Annotated in this window: 16 protein-coding genes; all 16 read left to right on the forward strand. The window is 59.2% G+C overall.

The genetic code is table 11. From position 1 onward, the window contains the following. The first annotated feature begins 150 nt into the window (after window positions 1-150). The 16 genes from pcsA (at window position 151) to CCGE525_RS10140 (ending at window position 19,392) form a co-directional block, all read left to right on the forward strand. Window positions 151-876: a phosphatidylcholine synthase gene (gene pcsA, locus CCGE525_RS10065; protein ID WP_120704132.1), complete on the forward strand. Its 726-nt coding sequence runs from the start codon at window positions 151-153 to the stop codon at window positions 874-876. Window positions 877-888: 12 nt separating this feature from the next. Continuing rightward, entirely contained in the window at window positions 889-1,869 is a 981-nt protein-coding gene (locus CCGE525_RS10070; RefSeq protein WP_120704133.1) for a quinone oxidoreductase family protein, read from the forward strand. Window positions 1,870-1,910: 41 nt separating this feature from the next. Beyond that, window positions 1,911-3,485, forward strand: coding sequence for an ABC transporter ATP-binding protein (locus tag CCGE525_RS10075; protein WP_120704134.1), 1,575 nt, complete (start codon window positions 1,911-1,913; stop codon window positions 3,483-3,485). After that, window positions 3,475-4,560, forward strand: a complete 1,086-nt coding sequence (locus CCGE525_RS10080; protein WP_120704135.1) for an ABC transporter permease — start codon at window positions 3,475-3,477, stop codon at window positions 4,558-4,560. The genes CCGE525_RS10075 and CCGE525_RS10080 overlap by 11 nt, the downstream gene beginning before the upstream one ends. Continuing rightward, window positions 4,557-5,477 carry an ABC transporter permease gene (locus CCGE525_RS10085; RefSeq protein ID WP_120704136.1) on the forward strand — a complete coding sequence of 307 codons (921 nt, stop codon included), beginning with the start codon at window positions 4,557-4,559 and terminating at the stop codon, window positions 5,475-5,477. The genes CCGE525_RS10080 and CCGE525_RS10085 overlap by 4 nt, the downstream gene beginning before the upstream one ends. Before the next feature lie 53 nt (window positions 5,478-5,530). Then, a complete protein-coding gene (locus CCGE525_RS10090) occupies window positions 5,531-6,607 on the forward strand; it encodes a BMP family ABC transporter substrate-binding protein (protein ID WP_120704137.1) in 1,077 nt (358 codons plus the stop codon). Window positions 6,608-6,752: 145 nt separating this feature from the next. Beyond that, entirely contained in the window at window positions 6,753-7,715 is a 963-nt protein-coding gene (gene ytfQ, locus CCGE525_RS10095) for a galactofuranose ABC transporter, galactofuranose-binding protein YtfQ (protein WP_120704138.1), read from the forward strand. Window positions 7,716-7,916: 201 nt separating this feature from the next. After that, complete coding sequence (gene ytfR, locus CCGE525_RS10100; RefSeq protein WP_120704139.1) at window positions 7,917-9,440, forward strand: galactofuranose ABC transporter, ATP-binding protein YtfR; 1,524 nt, start codon at window positions 7,917-7,919, stop codon at window positions 9,438-9,440. Then, a complete protein-coding gene (locus CCGE525_RS10105; RefSeq protein WP_120704140.1) occupies window positions 9,437-10,465 on the forward strand; it encodes an ABC transporter permease in 1,029 nt (342 codons plus the stop codon). The genes ytfR and CCGE525_RS10105 overlap by 4 nt, the downstream gene beginning before the upstream one ends. Beyond that, on the forward strand, window positions 10,462-11,430 hold the full coding sequence (gene yjfF / locus CCGE525_RS10110) for a galactofuranose ABC transporter, permease protein YjfF (protein ID WP_120704141.1): 969 nt from the start codon (window positions 10,462-10,464) through the stop codon (window positions 11,428-11,430). The genes CCGE525_RS10105 and yjfF overlap by 4 nt, the downstream gene beginning before the upstream one ends. Window positions 11,431-11,446: 16 nt before the next feature. Further along, on the forward strand, window positions 11,447-12,193 hold the full coding sequence (locus tag CCGE525_RS10115) for a FadR/GntR family transcriptional regulator (RefSeq protein ID WP_120704142.1): 747 nt from the start codon (window positions 11,447-11,449) through the stop codon (window positions 12,191-12,193). A gap of 102 nt (window positions 12,194-12,295) precedes the next feature. Further along, a complete protein-coding gene (gene glmU / locus CCGE525_RS10120) occupies window positions 12,296-13,657 on the forward strand; it encodes a bifunctional UDP-N-acetylglucosamine diphosphorylase/glucosamine-1-phosphate N-acetyltransferase GlmU (protein ID WP_120706353.1) in 1,362 nt (453 codons plus the stop codon). A 118-nt stretch (window positions 13,658-13,775) separates the two neighbouring features. Continuing rightward, window positions 13,776-15,602 (forward strand): glutamine--fructose-6-phosphate transaminase (isomerizing), encoded by a 1,827-nt coding sequence (gene glmS / locus CCGE525_RS10125; RefSeq protein WP_120704143.1) that lies wholly within the window; start codon window positions 13,776-13,778, stop codon window positions 15,600-15,602. A gap of 177 nt (window positions 15,603-15,779) precedes the next feature. Beyond that, window positions 15,780-16,484 carry a DUF502 domain-containing protein gene (locus CCGE525_RS10130; RefSeq protein ID WP_120704144.1) on the forward strand — a complete coding sequence of 235 codons (705 nt, stop codon included), beginning with the start codon at window positions 15,780-15,782 and terminating at the stop codon, window positions 16,482-16,484. A 59-nt stretch (window positions 16,485-16,543) separates the two neighbouring features. Further along, a complete protein-coding gene (locus tag CCGE525_RS10135) occupies window positions 16,544-17,635 on the forward strand; it encodes an IS630 family transposase (protein WP_120704145.1) in 1,092 nt (363 codons plus the stop codon). Between the two features lie 278 nt (window positions 17,636-17,913). Further along, window positions 17,914-19,392 carry an esterase-like activity of phytase family protein gene (locus tag CCGE525_RS10140; protein ID WP_120704146.1) on the forward strand — a complete coding sequence of 493 codons (1,479 nt, stop codon included), beginning with the start codon at window positions 17,914-17,916 and terminating at the stop codon, window positions 19,390-19,392. The last annotated feature ends 17 nt before the right edge of the window (window positions 19,393-19,409 follow it).

The raw sequence follows: 19,409 nt of genomic DNA on the forward strand, positions 1-19,409 counted from the left end.
AACATCGCAACGGGTGAAAATGACAGGAACTCACGCTAGCCTGTGGCGGCGCAAGCGTTTTTGCGCTGGCAGTGCCGTGCAAAGGGTGCATATTAGCAAGAAAAAATCGCCTGCCGGGGCAGGTAGATAAGCAGGCGAGTGACGGGGCGTATGAAAATCTTCAACTACAAGCGGGTGCCTTACGCGGAGATTCGTGCTTTTTCCGTGCATATATTGACGGCATCCGGCTCTTTTCTTGCCTTCCTCGGCGTCGTCGCGGCGTCGGAACATCGTTTTGTCGATATGTTCTGGTGGCTCGGTCTGGCATTGCTTGTCGATGGCATCGATGGACCGATTGCCCGCAAGGTCCGCGTCAAGGAAGTGTTGCCGAATTGGTCCGGCGACACGCTCGACAATATCATCGACTATGTCACCTATGTGCTTCTACCCGCCTTCGCGCTTTATGAAAGCGGCATGATCGGCCAGCCCTGGTCCTTCGCCGCCGCCGGGATGATCGTCGTCTCCAGTGCCATTTACTACGCCGATACGGGCATGAAAACGGACGAATATTTCTTCTCCGGTTTCCCGGTCGTCTGGAACATGGTGATCTTCACGCTCTTCGTCATCGGCGCCAGTGCGACGACCGCCCTGGTCCTCGTCGGCGTTTCGGTGGTCTTGACATTCCTGCCGATCAATTTTCTGCATCCTGTGCGGGTCAAGCGGCTGCGCCCGCTCAATCTCGGTATATTCCTGTTCTGGTCCGCACTCGGCATGTATTCGTTGCTGATGCACTTCGTCATGCCGCAATGGGCTGTTGCCTTGTTTGTCATCAGCGGCATCTACCTCTATTGCATTGGCGCTGTTCTGCAGTTTTTCCCGTCCCTCGGGCGCCAATAGGATTTACAAGCCATGAAGAAGACCCAGGCCATTCGCATCCATCAAAACGGCGGTCCGGAAGTCATGAAGCTGGAGGAGGTAGATCTGCCTTCACCAGGTGCCGGCGAGGTGCAGATCCGCCATGCCGCGATCGGACTGAATTTCGTGGATATCTATTTCCGATCGGGCCTCTACAAGGCGCCTTATTTCCCGCTGCCGCTCGGCAAGGAAGCGGCCGGCACGATTTCAGCCGTTGGACCGGGCGTGAGCGATTTTGCCGTCGGCGATCGTGTTGCCTATGTTGGCGGTGATGGTGCCTATAGCGTCGAGCGCAACATCGAAACGCGTTATGCGGTCAAGGTGCCGGATGATATCGAGCTAGAGACCGCTGCGTCGATGATGCTGAAGGGGATGACGGCCGAATATCTCCTCAACCGCACCTTCAAGGTCGGACCCGAAACCGTGCTGCTGTTTCATGCCGCGGCCGGTGGCGTCGGATTGATCGCGGGTCAATGGGCAAAGGCGCTCGGCGCCACGGTGATCGGAACGGCCGGTTCGCCGGACAAGGTCAAAATGGCGCTGGCGCATGGCTACGACCATGTCATTGATTACAGCCGCGAAAGTTTCGTGGACCGCGTCCGGGAGATCACAGGCGGCAAGGGTGTCGATGTTGTCTACGATTCGATCGGCCGTGATACCTTTCCGCAGTCCCTCGATTGTCTGCGGCCGCGCGGCATGTGGGTGACCTTCGGTCAATCCTCTGGCCCGATTGAAAATTTTGACCTTGCGATCCTCAATCAGAAAGGTTCACTTTTCGCCACACGGCCAAGCCTTTTCGCCTATATCGCGACTCCTGAGGAGCTGAGAGCTAGCGCAAAGGCATTATTTGCTGTTGTGCAAGGCAGCAAAGTGCGTATCAATATCAACCAGACCTATCCGTTGAGCGATGCGGGGCGCGCGCACACGGACCTGGAAACAAGAAAAACGAGTGGAACTACGCTGCTGATCCCATAGATCCAAAAAGGGCAGGATGTTGGGAAAGAAATGAGGGGAACGTGTCGTCATCCGATGTGCCGGCAACCGGTGCGTTATTGTCGGTTCGCAAACTGACGAAGCTGTTCGGTAGCTTTGCTGCCTGCAATGGAATTGATCTGGAAATCCAACCGGGCGAGATTCATGCACTGCTCGGCGAAAACGGTGCAGGCAAATCCACGCTGGTCAAGATGCTATTCGGCGTTTTGGAGCCGACTGAAGGCGAGATTGCCTGGGAAGGCCAGCCTGTTTCGATCGGCTCGCCGGGTGAAGCGCGCAAGCTCGGCATCGGCATGGTGTTTCAGCATTTCTCGTTGTTCGAAGCGCTGACGGTCGCCGAAAACATCGCCCTTTCCCTCGATGATGGCATCCCGATCGGCAGGATCGCCGAGGAGGCTGCGACCCTGTCCCGAGCCTATGGCCTGCCGCTCGATCCCGATGCGCATGTTGCCGACCTTTCCGTCGGCGAGCGCCAGCGCATCGAAATCGTCCGCGCGCTGCTGCAGAATCCGAAGCTGATCATTCTCGACGAGCCGACCTCGGTGCTGACGCCGCAGGAAGCCGACCGCATGTTTGAAACGCTGTTTCAGCTTCGGGACGAAGGCCGCTCGGTCCTTTATATCAGCCACCGTCTGGAGGAGGTGCAACGCATCTGCTCGCGGGCGACGGTGCTGCGTCACGGCAGGGTGACCGGCGCCTGCGACCCACGGCAGGAAACGCCCGCTTCGCTCGCGCGCATGATGGTCGGCAGCGATGTTGCGAGCGTGCATCATGAAAGTCTTGGAAAAAAGGGTGATATTCAGCTCGAGGTCGCTGGCCTTTCGGTGCCGGCGCGCACGCCTTTTGCCATGTCGCTAAAGGACGTTTCGCTGCGTGTTCGCGCCGGCGAAATTCTGGCGATCGCGGGAGTCGCGGGCAATGGGCAGGGAGAGCTGTTCGATGTCGTTTCCGGTGAGCATACTGTAGCGTCGGACGATCTGATCCGGGTGCGCGGCCAGGCGGTCGGCACCAAGGGCATCAACGCGCGCCGCCTGCTCGGCGCAGGCTTCGTGCCCGAAGAGCGGCATGGCCATGCCGCCGTTACCAGCCTCAAGCTCTCCGACAATCTCGTGCTGGCGCGCAGCCAGTCCGACCGCAAGGCATTCCTCGGTGGCGGCTTCCTGAAAGTTATCAGGCACGGTGCCGTCAGGCAGGCGGCCAAGCGTATCTCCGAAGCCATGGACGTGCGCAAGAGCGGCGACGACCCGATGGCCGGATCGCTGTCGGGCGGCAATCTGCAGAAATTCATTGTCGGGCGTGAACTCGACCGGCAGCCCGCCGTCCTTGTCGTCAACCAGCCGACCTGGGGCGTGGATGCCGGCGCGTCGAGCCGCATCCGCCAGGCGCTCGTCGATCTTGCCAGCAATGGATCGGCCGTTCTGGTCATCAGCCAGGATCTCGACGAGATATTCGAAGTGGCCACCGATGTTGCGGTGATCTCGGAGGGGCGGCTGTCGCCTTCCTACACTATCGGCGAGCTGACGCGCGAGAAGATTGGCCTGCTGATGGGCGGCCTGCATGAATCCAAGACCCATTCGGAGCCTTCGCATGCGCATTGAACTCGAAAGGCGCCTGCAGGTCTCGAAACTGTTCGGCTTCCTGTCGCCGCTGCTTGCGCTCATGCTGGCGCTGATCGCCGGCACCATCATGTTCGCCCTGCTCGGCAAGGATCCCGTGGAGGCGCTGGACGCTTTCTTCGTTGAGCCGCTGCTTGAGATCTGGTCGCTGCACGAACTGGCGATCAAGGCCGGTCCGCTGATCCTTATCGCCGTCGGCCTTTGCGTCTGCTACCGCTCCAACAACTGGAACATCGGCGCGGAAGGCCAATTCACCATCGGTGCGGTTGCCGGCTCCTACATTCCGATCGTCTTCACCGACTGGCATTCGCCGATGGTCCTGCCGCTGATGCTGATCGCCGGCGCCATCGGCGGCGCGCTCTATGCCGCCATTCCAGCGTTGTTGAAGGCGCATTTCAATACCAATGAGATCCTGACGAGCCTGATGCTTGTCTATATCGCACAGCTCTACCTGGATTGGCTGACACGCGGGCCTTGGCGCGATCCGCAGGGCCATAATTTCCCGCAGAGCATCGATTTTCCCCCCGAAGCGACGCTGCCGGCGATCTGGGAGGATTCCGGCCGCGCGCATTGGGGGATAGTCTTCGCCATCGTCGCGGCGATCCTTGCCTGGTTCATGATGAAATACACGCTGAAGGGCTTCGAGATAACCGTTCTCGGCCAATCGGAACGGGCAGGGCGCTTCGCCGGCTTCTCCTCGCGGAAAATGGTCTGGTTCGGCTTCCTGTTCTCCGGCGCGCTCGCGGGTCTTGCCGGCATTTCCGAGGTTGCTGGCTCGATCGGCCATCTGCAGCCGGCGATTTCGCCGGGCTACGGCTTTACCGCCATCATCGTGGCTTTCCTGGCGCGTCTCAATCCGCTCGGCGCAATCCTCTCCGGCTTCGTGCTGGCGCTTACCTATCTCGGCGGCGAGGCGGCGCAATTGTCGCCCGGCATCTCCGCCAAGGCGGCGAGCGTCTTTCAGGGACTGTTGCTGTTCTTCGTGCTCTCTTGCGATACGTTGATCTACTACAAGATCCGGCTGACTTGGTCACGGGTACGGGGAGGTGCGGCATGAGTGTCTTTGAGGCCATCCTCCTGACGATCATCACGGCCTCGACGCCGCTCGTCATCGCCGGTCTCGGCGAGTTGGTGGTGGAGCGCTCCGGTGTGCTCAATCTCGGCGTCGAAGGCATGATGATCATGGGCGCGGTCGCCGCCTTTGTCGGCGCCCAGATGAGCGGATCGCCCTATGTGGGCCTTATTACCGGCATTGTCGCCGGCGCGCTGTTTTCGCTGCTGTTCGGATTCCTGACGCTAACGCTGGTGACCAACCAAGTGGCGACGGGTCTGGCGCTCACCATCCTCGGCCTCGGCCTCTCCGGCATGATCGGTGAAGGCTATGTCAGCGTACCTGGGGTGCAGCTGCGCGCAATCGTCTTCCCGCTCCTATCAGACATCCCGCTTGTTGGGCCGGTGCTCTTCAAGCAGGATTTGACGTTTTATCTCTCGATCGCGCTGCTCATCGGCGTCAGCTGGTTCCTCTTCCGCAGCCGCGTCGGCCTGAAGCTGCGCGCAGTCGGGGATAGTCACGGCTCGGCACATGCCCTCGGGATAGACGTTATCCGCACGCGTTATCTCGCAGTCATGTTCGGCGGCGCCTGTGCGGGACTTGCCGGGGCGCAGTTGTCGCTGGTCTACACGCCGCAATGGGTCGAGAACATGTCGGCCGGTCGCGGCTGGGTGACGCTGGCGCTCGTTGTCTTCGCGTCCTGGCGGCCGATGCGCGTCCTGGCCGGCGGCTATCTCTTCGGCGCGGTGACGATTCTGCAGTTTCATGCCCAGGGCTTCGGCGTCGGCATTCCGTCACAGTTTCTGTCGATGTTGCCCTATGCATCGACTATTGTGGTTCTCGTCATCATCTCTCAAAATCGCCGCGCGACCCTGATCAATACGCCAGCGTCGCTCGGCAAGGCCTTCGTTCCGGAGCGCTAAGAACAACAAACCGGACGGATTTCGTAAATTATGTCAAACCAGCAGGGGTAACCATGAAGAAACTAGCACTCACACTCGCCACCACGGCCGCTGCCATTATCGGCTTTAGCGCTGCGGCCGAAGCTGCGCCGACTAAGATCTGCTTTGTCTATGTCGGCTCGCATACGGACGGCGGCTATTCGCAGGCACACGATCTCGGCCGTCAGCAGATCCAGAAGGAATTCGGCGACAAGATCGATACGCCGTATCTCGAAAACGTTCCGGAAGGGCCTGACGCCGAGCGCGCCATCGAACGTCTCGCACGCTCCGGCTGCTCGCTGATCTTCTCCACCTCATTCGGCTTCATGGATGCGACCGCCAAGGTCGCCGCGAAGTTCCCGAAGGTGAAGTTCGAGCATGCGACCGGTTTCAAGAGCGGCCCGAACCTCGCCACCTACAACTCGCGCTTCTATGAAGGCCGCTACATCCTGGGGCAGATCGCCGCCAAGATGTCGAAGAATCACGGCGCTGCCTACATTGCCTCCTTCCCGATTCCGGAAGTGGTCATGGGCATCAACTCCTTCGAGCAAGGCGCGCGCTCGGTCGACCCGAACTTCAAGCTTAAGGTCATCTGGGTCAACACCTGGTTCGACCCGGGCAAGGAAGCCGACGCCGCCAAGGCCATGATCGACCAGGGCGTCGACATTCTGACCCAGCATACCGACACCACCGCGCCGATGCAGGTGGCCGAGGAACGCGGTATCCATGCCTTCGGCCAGGCGACCGACATGCTTGCCTCTGGCCCGCATGCGCAATTGACCGCCGTCGTCGACACCTGGGGTAACTACTACTCCAAACGCGTCCATGCGCTGCTGGATGGCACCTGGAAGGCCGAACAGAACTGGGACGGCCTGAAGGATGGCATCCTGAAGATGTCGCCCTACACCAACATGCCTGACGACGTGAAGAAGATGGCTGAAGAGACCGAAGCCAAGATCAAGTCCGGCGAGCTCGCGCCTTTCACAGGCCCGATCAACAAGCAGGATGGCACGCCCTGGCTGAAGGCCGGCGAAAAGGCCGATGACGCCACTCTGCTGGGCATGAACTTCTATATCGAAGGCGTCGACGACAAGCTTCCAGCAGCTAAATAAGCATGCTCGAAATCGCGAAGGTTGAAAGAGGGCGCCCCAAGGCGCCCTTTTTTGTTGCACTGCATCACAGAATGTCGATTTACAAAAGTATTACTATATGATTTTTTCCCTGTGGCCGTAGGAGACGGCCAATTGGGAGGACATCATGAAATTGAAGACTGCACTGGTGAGTGCCACGATTCTCGCTGCTTGCATGTTTACGTCTGCGTCGGCAAAGGACTTGGTCGTTGGCTTTTCGCAAATCGGTTCGGAATCCGGCTGGCGCGCGGCGGAAACGACGGTTACCAAGCAGCAAGCTGAGAAGCGCGGCATCGATCTCAAATTCGCCGATGCTCAGCAGAAGCAAGAAAATCAGATCAAGGCGATTCGCTCCTTCATCGCACAGGGTGTTGATGCGATTCTGCTGGCTCCCGTCGTCGAAACGGGATGGGATTCCGTCCTGAAGGAAGCAAAGGAAGCCAAGATCCCGGTCATTCTGCTTGATCGCACGATCAACGCACCAAAGGATCTCTATCTGACCGCTGTCACCTCCGACCAGATTCACGAAGGCAAGGTCGCGGGCGACTGGCTTGTGAAGACGGTTGGCGACAAGAAGTGCAACATCGTCGAGCTTCAGGGAACCACCGGTTCCTCGCCGGCTATCGCCCGCAAGAAGGGCTTCGAAGAAGCCATCAAGGGCCATGACAATCTGAAGATCGTGCGTAGCCAGACGGGTGATTTCACCCGTGCCAAGGGCAAGGAAGTCATGGAAAGCTTCCTGAAGGCCGAAAACGGCGGCAAGGATATCTGCGCGCTTTACGCTCACAACGACGACATGGCCGTCGGCGCCATCCAGGCGATCAAGGAAGCCGGTCTGAAGCCGGGCAAGGATATCCTGACCGTATCCATCGATTCGGTTCCGGACCTCTTCAAGGCCATGGCAGCCGGCGAAGCTAACGCTACGGTGGAACTGACGCCGAACATGGCCGGCCCCGCCTTCGATGCCCTCGACGCCTACCTGAAGACCAAGAAGGAGCCGCCGAAGTGGATCCAGACCGAGTCCAAGCTATATACGCAGGCTGACGACCCGCAGAAGGTCTACGAGGAGAAGAAGGGCCAGGGCTATTGATGTAAAAAAAGCGAACCACATCGGCTGGCAAACGGCCGGTGTGGATTCTCAAGCGCGGAACTGCCGAAGCGCACAAGATGCTCTAGATATAAAAGATTTAGAGCGACCTTTGTGTGTTCGGATGGACGCACGGCGCTTTAAGCGAGCGGCAAGTTCCGCGCTTTTTTGCATACCAGCTCAATCCAAGGAAATGCTTACTCCATGGCTCATGATGTCGAGCGCCTTCTGACCGCTACCGGCTTCTGTAAATATTTTCCCGGTTCCACCGCCCTTGATCATGTCGATTTCACATTGCTGCGGGGGGAAGTCCATGCGCTTCTCGGCGAAAATGGTGCCGGAAAATCGACACTCATCAAGTGCATGACCGGTGCCTACCGCCGCGATGCAGGCAGCCTCGTTCTCGACGGTGCCGAGATCGACCCGCATGATACGCTTGCAGCGCAGAGGCTCGGTATCGGAACGGTCTATCAGGAGGTGAACCTCCTTGCGAATTTGAGCGTCGCCGAAAATCTGTTTCTCGGCCGTCAGCCAAGACGCTTTGGCATGGTCAGCAGCCGCGTGATGAACAGCATGGCGAAAGACCTGCTGTCGCAATACGGCATAGAAATCGATGTCAGCCGCCAGCTTGACCGTTTCTCCGTCGCAATTCAGCAAGTCATCGCGATCGCGCGTGCTGTCGATCTCTCTGGCAAGGTTCTGATTCTCGACGAGCCGACCGCCAGCCTCGACACCCAGGAAGTCGCCATGCTTTTCGGTATTATCCGGAATCTGAAGCAGCGCGGACTAGGCATTGTTTTCATTACGCATTTTCTTGAACAAGTTTATCAGATCTGCGACCGCATAACCGTTCTGCGCAACGGTCGGCTGGTGGGTACTCGCGATGCGGAAGGCCTTTCGCGGCAGACCCTCATCGCCATGATGCTCGGCCGCGAACTTGCGCAGGCCGAGGCGACCGCGAAACAGGCGGTCAGCGAAAGCGGGCCGGTAAGATACCGCTTCACCAATTTCGGCAAGCGCGGCAAGATCAAACGCTTCGACCTTGAGGTTCGTATCGGCGAAGTGGTGGGGATTGCCGGACTGCTGGGCTCCGGACGCACGGAGACCGCGGAGGTGCTTTTCGGCGTCGAGCGCGCCGATAGTGGCGAGGCAAAGATAGAGGACAAGACGGTGGCTCTTTCGGGCCCGCGCGCCGCCATCAAGAACGGCTTCGGCTTTTGTCCGGAAGACCGCAAGACGGACGGCATCATCGGTGATCTGTCTATCCGCGAAAACATCGTCATGGCGCTCCAGGCCCGCCGCGGCTGGGCGCGCCCGTTGCCGCGTGGCGAGCAGAACGCAATCGCCGACCGCTACATCAAAGCACTGGATATTCGCACCACCGACCGCGAAAAGCCGATCAAGCTGCTGTCCGGCGGCAATCAGCAGAAGGCCATTCTGGCGCGCTGGCTGGCGACCAATCCCAACTTCCTGATCCTGGACGAGCCGACGCGCGGCATTGATGTCGGTGCGCATGCCGAGATCATCCGCCTGATCGAAGATCTTTGCGGTCAGGGAATGTCCCTTGTCGTGATTTCCTCTGAATTGGAAGAACTCGTGGCCTATAGTTCCCGCGTTATCGTTCTGCGCGACCGCGAGCATATTGCGGAACTGACAGGCGATAAGATTTCCGCCAGCAATATCGTCGACTCCATAGCGACGGGCGAGAGCAAGCGGGAGGACGCATGAGTTCGCAGATTAAGTCCTTATTGTTTCGATTGGCTCCCCAGCTCATTGCGCTGGCTGCCATTCTTCTTTTGAATTTCATCATGTTCCCGCAGTTTTTTCATCTGGAACTGCAGAATGGCAGATTGTACGGCAGCATCATCGACGTTCTCAATCGCGGTGCGCCGGTCGCACTTCTATCCATCGGCATGACACTGGTCATCGCCACTAAGGGCATCGATCTCTCGGTCGGCGCGGTGATCGCAATTTGCGGCGCCGTCGCGGCATCCGCAATCGTCTCCGGAGATTCGCTCGCTTATACGCTGATGTTGACCATCGCGGTCGGGCTCGCATGCGGGCTATGGAATGGCTTCCTGGTCGCGGTTCTCGACATCCAACCGATCATCGCCACGCTGGTGCTGATGGTCGCGGGCCGCGGGATAGCCCAGTTGATCACCGAAGGCGTTATCATGACCTTCAATGACGACGGGCTCATCTTCCTGGGAAGTGGGTCCTTCGCCACTCTGCCGATGCCGGTTGTCATCTGGTTGTTGGTGGCATTGGCGGTCATTCTTCTGGTGAGGCGCACGGCGCTCGGCATGCTGGTCGAGGCGATCGGCATCAACCGGCGGGCCAGCACGCTGTCGGGCATACAGACGCCGGTACTACTGATCGCCGTCTATGCGCTGAGCGGCCTTTGCGCTTCGATCGCCGGCATCATCGTCTCCGCCGATATCAAGGGCGCGGACGCGAACAATGCTGGCCTTTGGCTCGAACTTGATGCGATCCTGGCTGTTGTCGTCGGCGGCAATTCCCTTCTTGGCGGCCGCTTCAGCATTGTCGGCTCGCTTATCGGCGCGATGATCATCCAGTCGGTCAATACAGGTATTCTGCTGTCCGGCTTCCCTCCGGAATTCAATTTGGTGATCAAGGCCGTCATCGTCATCATCATTCTGGTCATCCAGTCACCGGCTCTCCAATCCGTCTCGGCGTTTTTCTGGCGTCGGCGCGGCGCGGCGCAGATGATCCATGAGGAGCAGGCAAAGTGAATTCGAAATATCTTCCTCTGCTTGCGACGATCGTCATTTTCCTGCTGGCCTATACCGGCTGCGTGCTGCAGTTTCCGACCATGCTGTCGACGCGGGTTGTCGGCAATCTGCTGACGGACAACGCTTTTCTTGGAATTGCCGCCGTCGGCATGACCTTCGTCATCCTCTCCGGCGGCATCGATCTGTCGATCGGTTCGGTCATTGCCTTTACCGGCGTCTTTCTGGCGATCATTCTGCGGGATACCTCGATCCATCCTTTGTTTGCCTTCGCGCTCGTTCTGGTGATTACGACAATCTTCGGTGCAGGCATGGGCGCCATCATCCACTACCTCAGCATGCCGCCATTCATCGTCACGCTGGCGGGCATGTTTCTTGCGCGCGGTATCGCTTTCGTCCTGTCGATCGACAGCATCCCGATCGAGCATGATTTCTATTCGCAATTGAGCGATCTTTACCTGTTGCTGCCGGGCGGCGGCCGTCTGACGCTGATCGGCGGCATCATGCTTGTCGTCTTTGCCGGCGGCATCCTATTGGCGCACCGCACCCGCTTCGGAGCCAACGTCTATGCGCTGGGCGGCGGGGTGCAGACGGCTCAGTTGATGGGCGTTCCAGTGGGCCGCACGACGATCCAGATCTATGCGCTGTCCGGCTTTCTCGCCGGTCTATCCGGAATCGTTTTTTCGCTCTATACGTCGGCTGGATATTCGCTGGCTACGGTTGGCGTCGAGCTCGACGCTATCGCCGCAGTGGTGATAGGCGGAACATTGCTCACGGGAGGAGCAGGGTTCGTAGGAGGAACTCTCATCGGAATTCTCATACAGGGCTTGATTCAGACTTATATCACCTTTGATGGAACGCTCTCCAGTTGGTGGACTAAGATATTGATCGGGCTGCTGCTCTTTGCGTTTATTCTGATGCAGAAGGGACTTCTGCTGCTTTCCCGCTTCAATCGACGTTACGCCTAAGGGAAGGACAGAGTATTTGCGCAGTAGATTGCTTGAAACCAGGAAAACCGAAGGAAAATCGCGAACGAGCCATGCTCAGGTCGTGGATGATCTTGGAAAAGCAATCGTGTCGGGTGCCTTTCCCGTCGGCAGCATCCTTCCCGGCGACAGCGAACTTCTGCAACGGTTCAAGGTGTCGCGAACGGTTCTGCGCGAAAGCATGAAGACCCTGGCGGCAAAAGGCTTGGTCGTTCCGCGTGCCCGGGTTGGCACTCGGGTCACCGAGAAGATCCATTGGAACATGTTCGACAGCGCGGTGCTGACTTGGCACTTTGAAAGCGGCGTCAACGAGGAGTTTCTCCTCCACCTCTATGACATTCGTCTGGCCTTCGAGCCGTTTGCCGCCAGTCTCGTAGCGGAGCGCGCCAGCGCGGAGGAAATCGAGTTGCTGCGGCGGCTTGCGATGGCCATGGCCGCGCCGGAGCATACGTCCGACAGTCTCGCCGTCGCCGATCTTCATTTTCACCTGGCGATCACGGAAGCCTCACACAATCCCTTCATGCGCTCGCTCGGCGGCCTGATCGAAGCAGCCCTTGTCGGCATGTTCCGCATGAGCGCGCCGCCTGCCAGCAATGGCTTCAGAAATATTGCCGATACGCATATGGCCATTGTGGACGCCATTGCGGCGGGTGACGGACTGGCTGCATATAAGGCGATGGAATTTGTCATCTTCGACGGCCGCAAGCATGTCCAGGAAGCTTTCGCGGCGCTCGCAGACGCTTGATGTCTACGTCTAATTTCGCCGTAGTTCACCGCTCAACTAGTTGCTATGAGAACACGATGCCTATTCATGGGCCTCGTCGGACCGTATCTTTCGGAGCTTGAAATGGAACGCACCTGCCTCGCCATCATCCTCGCCGCCGGTGACAGCACTCGTATGAAGTCGTCGATCTCCAAGGTCCTGCACCCGATCGCCGCTCGTCCGATGATCGCGCATGTGATGGAAGCGATCGCCAAAGCCGATATTTCCGCTGCCGCACTGGTCGTCGGCCGCGATGCGGAGGAGGTGACAGCCGCAGCCGCCATCGATGGCGTCAAGGTGGAGGCCTATCTGCAGAAGGAGCGTCTCGGCACCGGCCATGCGGTCCTCGCCGCTCGCGAGGCGATCGCTGAAGGCTATGACGATATCCTGGTGGCTTACGGCGATGTGCCGCTGCTCACCGACGCGCCCCTTTGCGCCGCGCGCGAAGGGCTCGCCGCCGGCAATGACATCGTCGTCATCGGCTTTCATACGGATAATCCAAACGCTTATGGCCGGCTGCTCGTCAAGGATGGCGAGCTGATCGCCATCCGCGAGGCGAAGGATGCGACCGATGCCGAGCTTGCAGTCACATGGTGCAACAGCGGTCTTATGGCGATCAATGGCCGCAAGGCCCTCGACCTGCTCGACCGCATCGGCAATGACAATGCCAAGCGCGAATATTATCTCACCGATCTCGTCGAGATCGCCCGCTCTCTCGGCGGCCACGCAGTCGCCGTCGACGCGCCGGAAGTGGAGATGACGGGCTGCAACAATCGCGCCGAACTCGCTGTAATCGAACGGCTCTGGCAGGAGCGGCGGCGTCATGAGCTGATGCTTTCGGGCGTCACCATGATCGCGCCGGAAACCGTGTTTCTTGCCTTTGACACGGTGATCGGCCAGGACGCGGTGATCGAGCCGAATGTTGTCTTCGGTCCCGGCGCCATCATCGACGGCGGCGCCGTCATCCACTCCTTTTCACACATCGAAGGCGCCCATGTCAGCGCTGGCGCCACGGTCGGCCCGTTCGCGCGGCTGCGCCCGGGTGCTGACCTTGCTGGCGGCTCGAAGGTCGGCAATTTCTGCGAGGTGAAGAACGGCAAGATCGGCGAGGGCGCGAAGGTCAACCATCTCACCTATATCGGCGATGCCACGGTCGGGGCCGGCAGCAATATCGGTGCGGGCACGATTACCTGCAACTATGATGGGGTCAACAAGCACGAGACTCACATCGGCGCCAACAGCTTCGTCGGCTCGAACTCGTCGCTGGTGGCGCCCGTACGCATCGGCGATAACGCCTATGTGGCCTCAGGCAGCGTCATCACCGAGGATGTCCCCGCCGAAGCGCTTGCCTTCGGCCGTGCCCGCCAGGAGGTAAAACCCGGCCGTGCCAAGCTCCTTCGCGAGCGGGCCTTGGCCATAAAAGCGGCGAAGAAGGGCAGCCACTAAGCCGAAAGTGTAGGGTCGCGTAACGGTCGGAAACCGAAAGTGACCATCGCAGCAATTGAGAAAACTGCTAGAATCATTAGGACTTGCTCCAATTTTCTTGGGCCAGACGGAGACGTGCATGTGCGGCATTGTGGGGATTGTTGGAACGAAGCCTGTGGCAGGACGATTAGTGGATGCTTTGCGGCGTCTCGAATATCGCGGCTATGATTCAGCGGGTGTTGCGACCATCCACAACGGCATAATGGACCGCCGTCGCGCCGAAGGGAAACTCTTCAATCTTGAAAAGCGGCTGGACGTCGAGCCGCTGCCGGGCGTCACCGGCATTGCTCACACCCGTTGGGCGACTCATGGCGTTCCGAATGAAACCAACGCCCATCCGCATTTCGTCGAAGGCGTTGCCGTCGTGCACAACGGTATCATCGAGAATTTTTCCGAACTGCGCGAGGAATTGAGGGCCGAAGGCCGGGTCTTCGCCACGCAGACCGATACGGAAGTCGTCGCACATCTCCTGGCGAAATATCTCCGCCAGGGCCTCGATCCACGTGCGGCGATGCTGAAGATGCTGAATCGGGTCACCGGTGCCTATGCACTGGTCGTCATGTTCCAGGACGATTCCGAAACGCTCATGGCGGCCCGCTCTGGCCCGCCACTTGCCATCGGTTTCGGCGACGGCGAGATGTTCCTCGGCTCCGACGCTATCGCGCTGGCGCCCTTCACCAACGAAATCACCTATCTGGTCGACGGCGACTGCGCGATCATCACCCGGGATGGCGCCACTGTCGTCGATTTCAGCGGCCAGGAGGTCAGCCGCCCTCGGCAGATATCGCAGGCGATTGCCTACGTGGTCGACAAGGGCAATCATCGCCATTTCATGGAAAAGGAAATCTATGAGCAGCCGGAGGTGATCTCCCATGCGCTCAGCCAATATGTCGATTTCTTCAGTCATCGGGTGCACCCATCCGCATCCGCGATCGATTTCAGCACGGTGTCCAGCTTGGCGATCTCAGCCTGCGGCACGGCCTATCTCGCCGGCCTGATCGGCAAATACTGGTTCGAGCGTTATGCCCGCTTGCCGGTGGAGATCGATGTCGCTTCCGAGTTCCGCTATCGCGAGATGCCGCTATTGCCCTCGCAGGCCGCGCTGTTCATTTCGCAATCCGGCGAGACGGCCGATACGCTGGCATCGCTGCGTTACTGCAGGGATCACGGCCTGAAGATTGGCGCCGTCGTCAATGTCAAGGAATCGACCATCGCGCGCGAATCCGATGCGGTGTTCCCGATCATGGCCGGCCCCGAAATCGGCGTGGCCTCCACCAAGGCCTTCACCTGCCAGCTTGCCGTCCTGGCGTCTTTGGCAATCTGCGCCGGCAAGGCGCGTGGCACGGTCAGCGCCGAGGATGAACAGGCGATGGTGGGCCACCTCGTGGAGATGCCGCGCATCATGGCCCGGGTGCTGAACATCATCCAGCCGCAGATGGAAAGCCTTTCCCGCGAGATCTCCAAGTTCAAAGACGTCCTTTATCTCGGTCGTGGCACCAGCTTTCCGCTCGCCATGGAAGGCGCGCTGAAGCTCAAGGAGATCTCCTATATCCACGCCGAAGGCTATGCGGCCGGCGAGCTGAAGCACGGTCCGATCGCGCTGATTGACGAAAACATGCCTGTTATCGTCATCGCGCCTTACGACCGTTTCTTCGACAAGACCGTCTCCAATATGCAGGAGGTGGCAGCGCGTGGCGGTCGTATTATCTTCATCACGGACGAGGCAGGGGCCACCGCCTCGACCTTGCCGACCATGGCGACGATCACGCTGCCTGTTGTCGATGAAATCATCGCGCCGATGATCTTCTCTCTGCCGATCCAACTGCTCGCCTACCACACCGCTGTCTTCATGGGCACGGATGTGGATCAGCCGCGCAATCTCGCCAAGTCGGTGACCGTGGAATAGGCCGAATTCCCCCGCTTTTTTCCTAGGATAACGTCGTCGTGAACCGGGCTCTGATCCGGGCCGTTGGCGTGACTGCCGGGTTGTGCGACGCGCCGATTTCTGGCACGTTTCACATGGGAGTTGGTGGGGAGAATTTGCCGGTTAGCGGTGGCGACGGAACGGAGTTTCGAACGGCGAATGACCGAAACACTCATCAAAATGTCTGTGGCAACGCGGATTAGAAACAATTTCCTGGCGGGCCTGATTATATGCGCGCCGATCGCTATTACGCTCTGGCTCACCTGGTCGGTGGTCCACTGGGCAGATAGCTGGGTCCGGCCCTACATTCCGGCGCGCTACGATCCCGAGAGTTATCTGAATTTCGCCGTTCCGGGCACTGGTCTGGTGATCGCGATGATCTTCATCACGATCGTTGGTTTCCTCGCCAAAAACCTGATCGGCCAGAGCATCGTCCGCTTCGGCGAATCGATCGTGCACCGCGTGCCGCTGGTGCGGACCATCTACAAAAGCGTGAAGCAGATTTTCGAAACCGTGCTGAAGGAGCAGGGCACATCTTTCAAGAAGGTTGGGCTGATCGAATATCCGAGCCCCGGCCTTTGGTCGATGGTATTCATCTCGACCGATGCCAAGGGTGAAATCGCCTCGAAGTTCAATGCCATGGGGCATGATATGGTGGCCGTTTTCCTGCCGCCGACGCCTGTCCCAACAGCCGGCTTCCTGGTTTTCGTGCCGCGCGAAAAAATCACGATTCTGGATATGAGCCCGGAAGACGGCGCTAAGCTGCTGATCTCAGGCGGCCTGGTCTCGCCGGAATATCGGGAAAAGCTGATCGGCAAGGAGCTGCCGCCGCCAGCGCCTCTCCCCGTAAAAACGTTGACCTAGTCACCTGGAACAGAAGTTCATTACATTGTACGCTTGGCCTCTTCATGGGAGGTTGAGCAATGGCAAATGCGACTGGCCGACCGACGGCACCCCTGATTTTGAGCGAGGCGGAGCGGGAATATCTAGAGCGACAGGTTCGTAAACATCGCGTTGCTCGTTCCATGTCTGAGCGGTGCCGGATCATTCTTCGCTGCGCCGACGGGATTGCGAGCAAGACCGTTGCGAGCGAACTTGGCGTACATGAACATACGGTTGGCAAATGGCGACGGCGCTTTCTTAAAGATCGGCTCGATGGCCTGCTCGACGAAGTTCGCCCTGGCCGGCCCCGAACGATCGACGATGATCAGATTGCTGCTGTGATCGAGCGCACGCTGCGTTCTACGCCAAGCGATGCGACCCACTGGTCGATCCGCTCGATGGCAGGAGTCGCCGGCTTTTCGCACACGACGATCCGCCGGATATGGAACGCCTTCGGCCTGCAGCCGCATCGCACTGAGACGTTCAAGCTGTCCAGCGATCCCCTGTTCGTCGATAAGGTCCGCGACATCGTCGGTCTTTATCTGTCGCCTCCCAATCGGGCGCTGGTTCTCAGTGTGGACGAGAAGAGCCAAATCCAGGCACTCGATCGCGAGCAGCCAGTCCTGCCGATGATGCCTGGCGTGCCTGAACGGCGTACCCATTCTTATGTTCGCCACGGCACAACGACGTTGTTTGCAGCTCTGGATGTCGCCTCCGGCTTTGTCATCGGCAAATGCTACAAGCGGCATCGGGCCACCGAGTTCCTCGACTTCCTGAAGCAGATCGATGCGAATGTGCCGCCCGATTTGGACGTGCATATCGTGATGGACAACTATGCAACGCACAAAACTGCATCGATCAAGAACTGGCTGCTGCGGCGGCCACGCTACCACGTGCACTTCACCCCAACCTCGGCTTCATGGATCAACCAAGTCGAACGCTGGTTTGCGGAATTAACCCGCAAGCAATTACGTCGTGGCGTCCATACTTCGACAGCTCAACTCGAAGCCGACATCAAAAGCTTCATCGAGCGCCACAACGAAAATCCCAAGCCGTATCGGTGGACCAAATCGGCAGACGACATTCTCGCCGCCGTCAAACGCTTCTGTCAGAAGGTCGACAACAGCTTATGACACGAATTTCCGATTCAGCTGACTAGAGCCGCCGCTCTTTTTCCGATCTCCTGTGTATCGCTCACGCGTTCTGGGCGAGTTGTCATGTCCCTATCATGTTGCCGTCTTAGACCGTCTGCCGGAAGGACAGTCGGGCGCATCCTACTGCATATCTGCAATCGACAGATGCAGATAATGGTCGTTCGAAGCCGGCCAGCGGCCGGCCTTGGGGTGAATGCCGTTCCAACAAAAAGAGCTTTTCCATCAGGAAGGATATTGCCGTGAGAAACTTGCGTTCAATGACTTTGCCGCTGCTGTCTGCAGCGCTCGCCACGTTCGTTTTCGCTGCCCCGGTTGCAGCCCTCGCAGATAATTCCGTCACCGTCAGTGGAGTCACGCTGGTCAACAAGGGTCGCGTTGCCATTGGCCGCATTCCTGCCAATCAGCGCGACAAGTTCGGCGAGACCTTCGGTTCCGGTTCGGGCATGTCGATCGACACCAAGAGCTGGGTGCGCAATGCCGATGGTTCCTACAAGGGTTCGCTGTGGCTGCTGCCTGATCGCGGCTATAACGCTGTCGGCACCACCGATTACCGTCCGCGTCTCAACACCGTCGACATCCAGTTGACGCCGGTTGCCCCTGGCGCAATGCCGCCGGCCGGCAAGGAACAGTCGGGCGTCGATGCGAAGCTTGCTGACGCCATGCTGCTGACCGATAACAAGGGCGCCGACACGACCGGCCTCGATCCCGCTAATGGCACTCGCGCTCCGGCCGACGGCATGCCGCTGCTGCCGCAAGCACCGAACGGCAAGATCTCGCTCGACGATGAAGCCATCGTCCGTCTGCCCGACGGCACAATGTTCATCAGCGACGAATACGGCCCCTACATCTACCGCTTCTCGGCCGATGGACACATGATGTCGGCCACGCAGCCGCCGGAAGCCCTGCTGCCGATGCGTCAGGGTAAAGTGAACTTCGCTTCGAACAATCCCGGTCCCGGCGAAACAGCTCCCGATCCGAAGGATCCGAGCAGCGGCCGCCAGAACAACCAAGGTCTCGAGGGCATGTCTATAACTCCGGACGGCAAGTTCCTGATCGCCGTACTGCAGTCCGCGGCCCGTCAGGACGGCGGTGATTCCGGCTCGACCCGACAGAACACCCGCGCGATGGTCTATGATGCCGCCGATCTGGCGCATTTGAAGCTGGTGCATGAATATGTCGTGCCGCTGCCGGTCTTCAAGGACGACAAGGGTAAGACGATCGTCGCCGCCCAAAGCGAAATCGTGGCACTGTCGCCGACGAGCTTCCTGATGCTCGCTCGCGACAGCGGTAATGGCTATGGCCAGAAGGGCGAGAAGTCGCTCTATCGCGATATCGATGTCGTCGACGTCTCTGCTGCCACCGATATCCATGGCACCGCATTCGATGCCGACAAGCCGGTTGCGCCGAAGGGCGTTGTTGACCCGTCCGTGAAACCAGCGACCTTGACCCGCTTCATCGACATCAACGACAGCGCCGACCTCGCCCGCTTCGGTCTCCATAACGGCGCGCCGAACGATCGCAACAACCTCTCGGAAAAGTGGGAAGCCATGTCGCTCGCCAGCGTCCAGGATCCCAAGCTGCCAGACGATTATTTCCTGTTCGTCGCCAACGACAACGATTTCCTGACCCAGGACGGTTTCCAGGTTGGCGCCGCCTATAAGGGTGACGGCGGCGCCGATGTCGATACCATGTTCCAGGTATTCCAGGTCACGATCCCCGGCCTTTCGGTCAAGTAACGGGCCCCTGACATGGA

Source organism: Rhizobium jaguaris, assembly GCF_003627755.1.
GTDB lineage: Bacteria > Pseudomonadota > Alphaproteobacteria > Rhizobiales > Rhizobiaceae > Rhizobium > Rhizobium jaguaris.

What these genes read in the sequence shown, in the direction of transcription:
- pcsA (WP_120704132.1), top strand. Translation starts at nt 151, where the DNA reads ATGAAAATCTTCAACTACAAGCGGGTGCCTTACGCGGAGATTCGTGCT.
- CCGE525_RS10070 (WP_120704133.1), top strand. Translation starts at nt 889, where the DNA reads ATGAAGAAGACCCAGGCCATTCGCATCCATCAAAACGGCGGTCCGGAA.
- CCGE525_RS10080 (WP_120704135.1), top strand. Translation starts at nt 3,475, where the DNA reads ATGCGCATTGAACTCGAAAGGCGCCTGCAGGTCTCGAAACTGTTCGGC.
- CCGE525_RS10085 (WP_120704136.1), top strand. Translation starts at nt 4,557, where the DNA reads ATGAGTGTCTTTGAGGCCATCCTCCTGACGATCATCACGGCCTCGACG.
- CCGE525_RS10090 (WP_120704137.1), top strand. Translation starts at nt 5,531, where the DNA reads ATGAAGAAACTAGCACTCACACTCGCCACCACGGCCGCTGCCATTATC.
- ytfQ (WP_120704138.1), top strand. Translation starts at nt 6,753, where the DNA reads ATGAAATTGAAGACTGCACTGGTGAGTGCCACGATTCTCGCTGCTTGC.
- ytfR (WP_120704139.1), top strand. Translation starts at nt 7,917, where the DNA reads ATGGCTCATGATGTCGAGCGCCTTCTGACCGCTACCGGCTTCTGTAAA.
- CCGE525_RS10105 (WP_120704140.1), top strand. Translation starts at nt 9,437, where the DNA reads ATGAGTTCGCAGATTAAGTCCTTATTGTTTCGATTGGCTCCCCAGCTC.
- glmU (WP_120706353.1), top strand. Translation starts at nt 12,296, where the DNA reads ATGGAACGCACCTGCCTCGCCATCATCCTCGCCGCCGGTGACAGCACT.
- glmS (WP_120704143.1), top strand. Translation starts at nt 13,776, where the DNA reads ATGTGCGGCATTGTGGGGATTGTTGGAACGAAGCCTGTGGCAGGACGA.
- CCGE525_RS10130 (WP_120704144.1), top strand. Translation starts at nt 15,780, where the DNA reads ATGACCGAAACACTCATCAAAATGTCTGTGGCAACGCGGATTAGAAAC.
- CCGE525_RS10135 (WP_120704145.1), top strand. Translation starts at nt 16,544, where the DNA reads ATGGCAAATGCGACTGGCCGACCGACGGCACCCCTGATTTTGAGCGAG.
- CCGE525_RS10140 (WP_120704146.1), top strand. Translation starts at nt 17,914, where the DNA reads ATGACTTTGCCGCTGCTGTCTGCAGCGCTCGCCACGTTCGTTTTCGCT.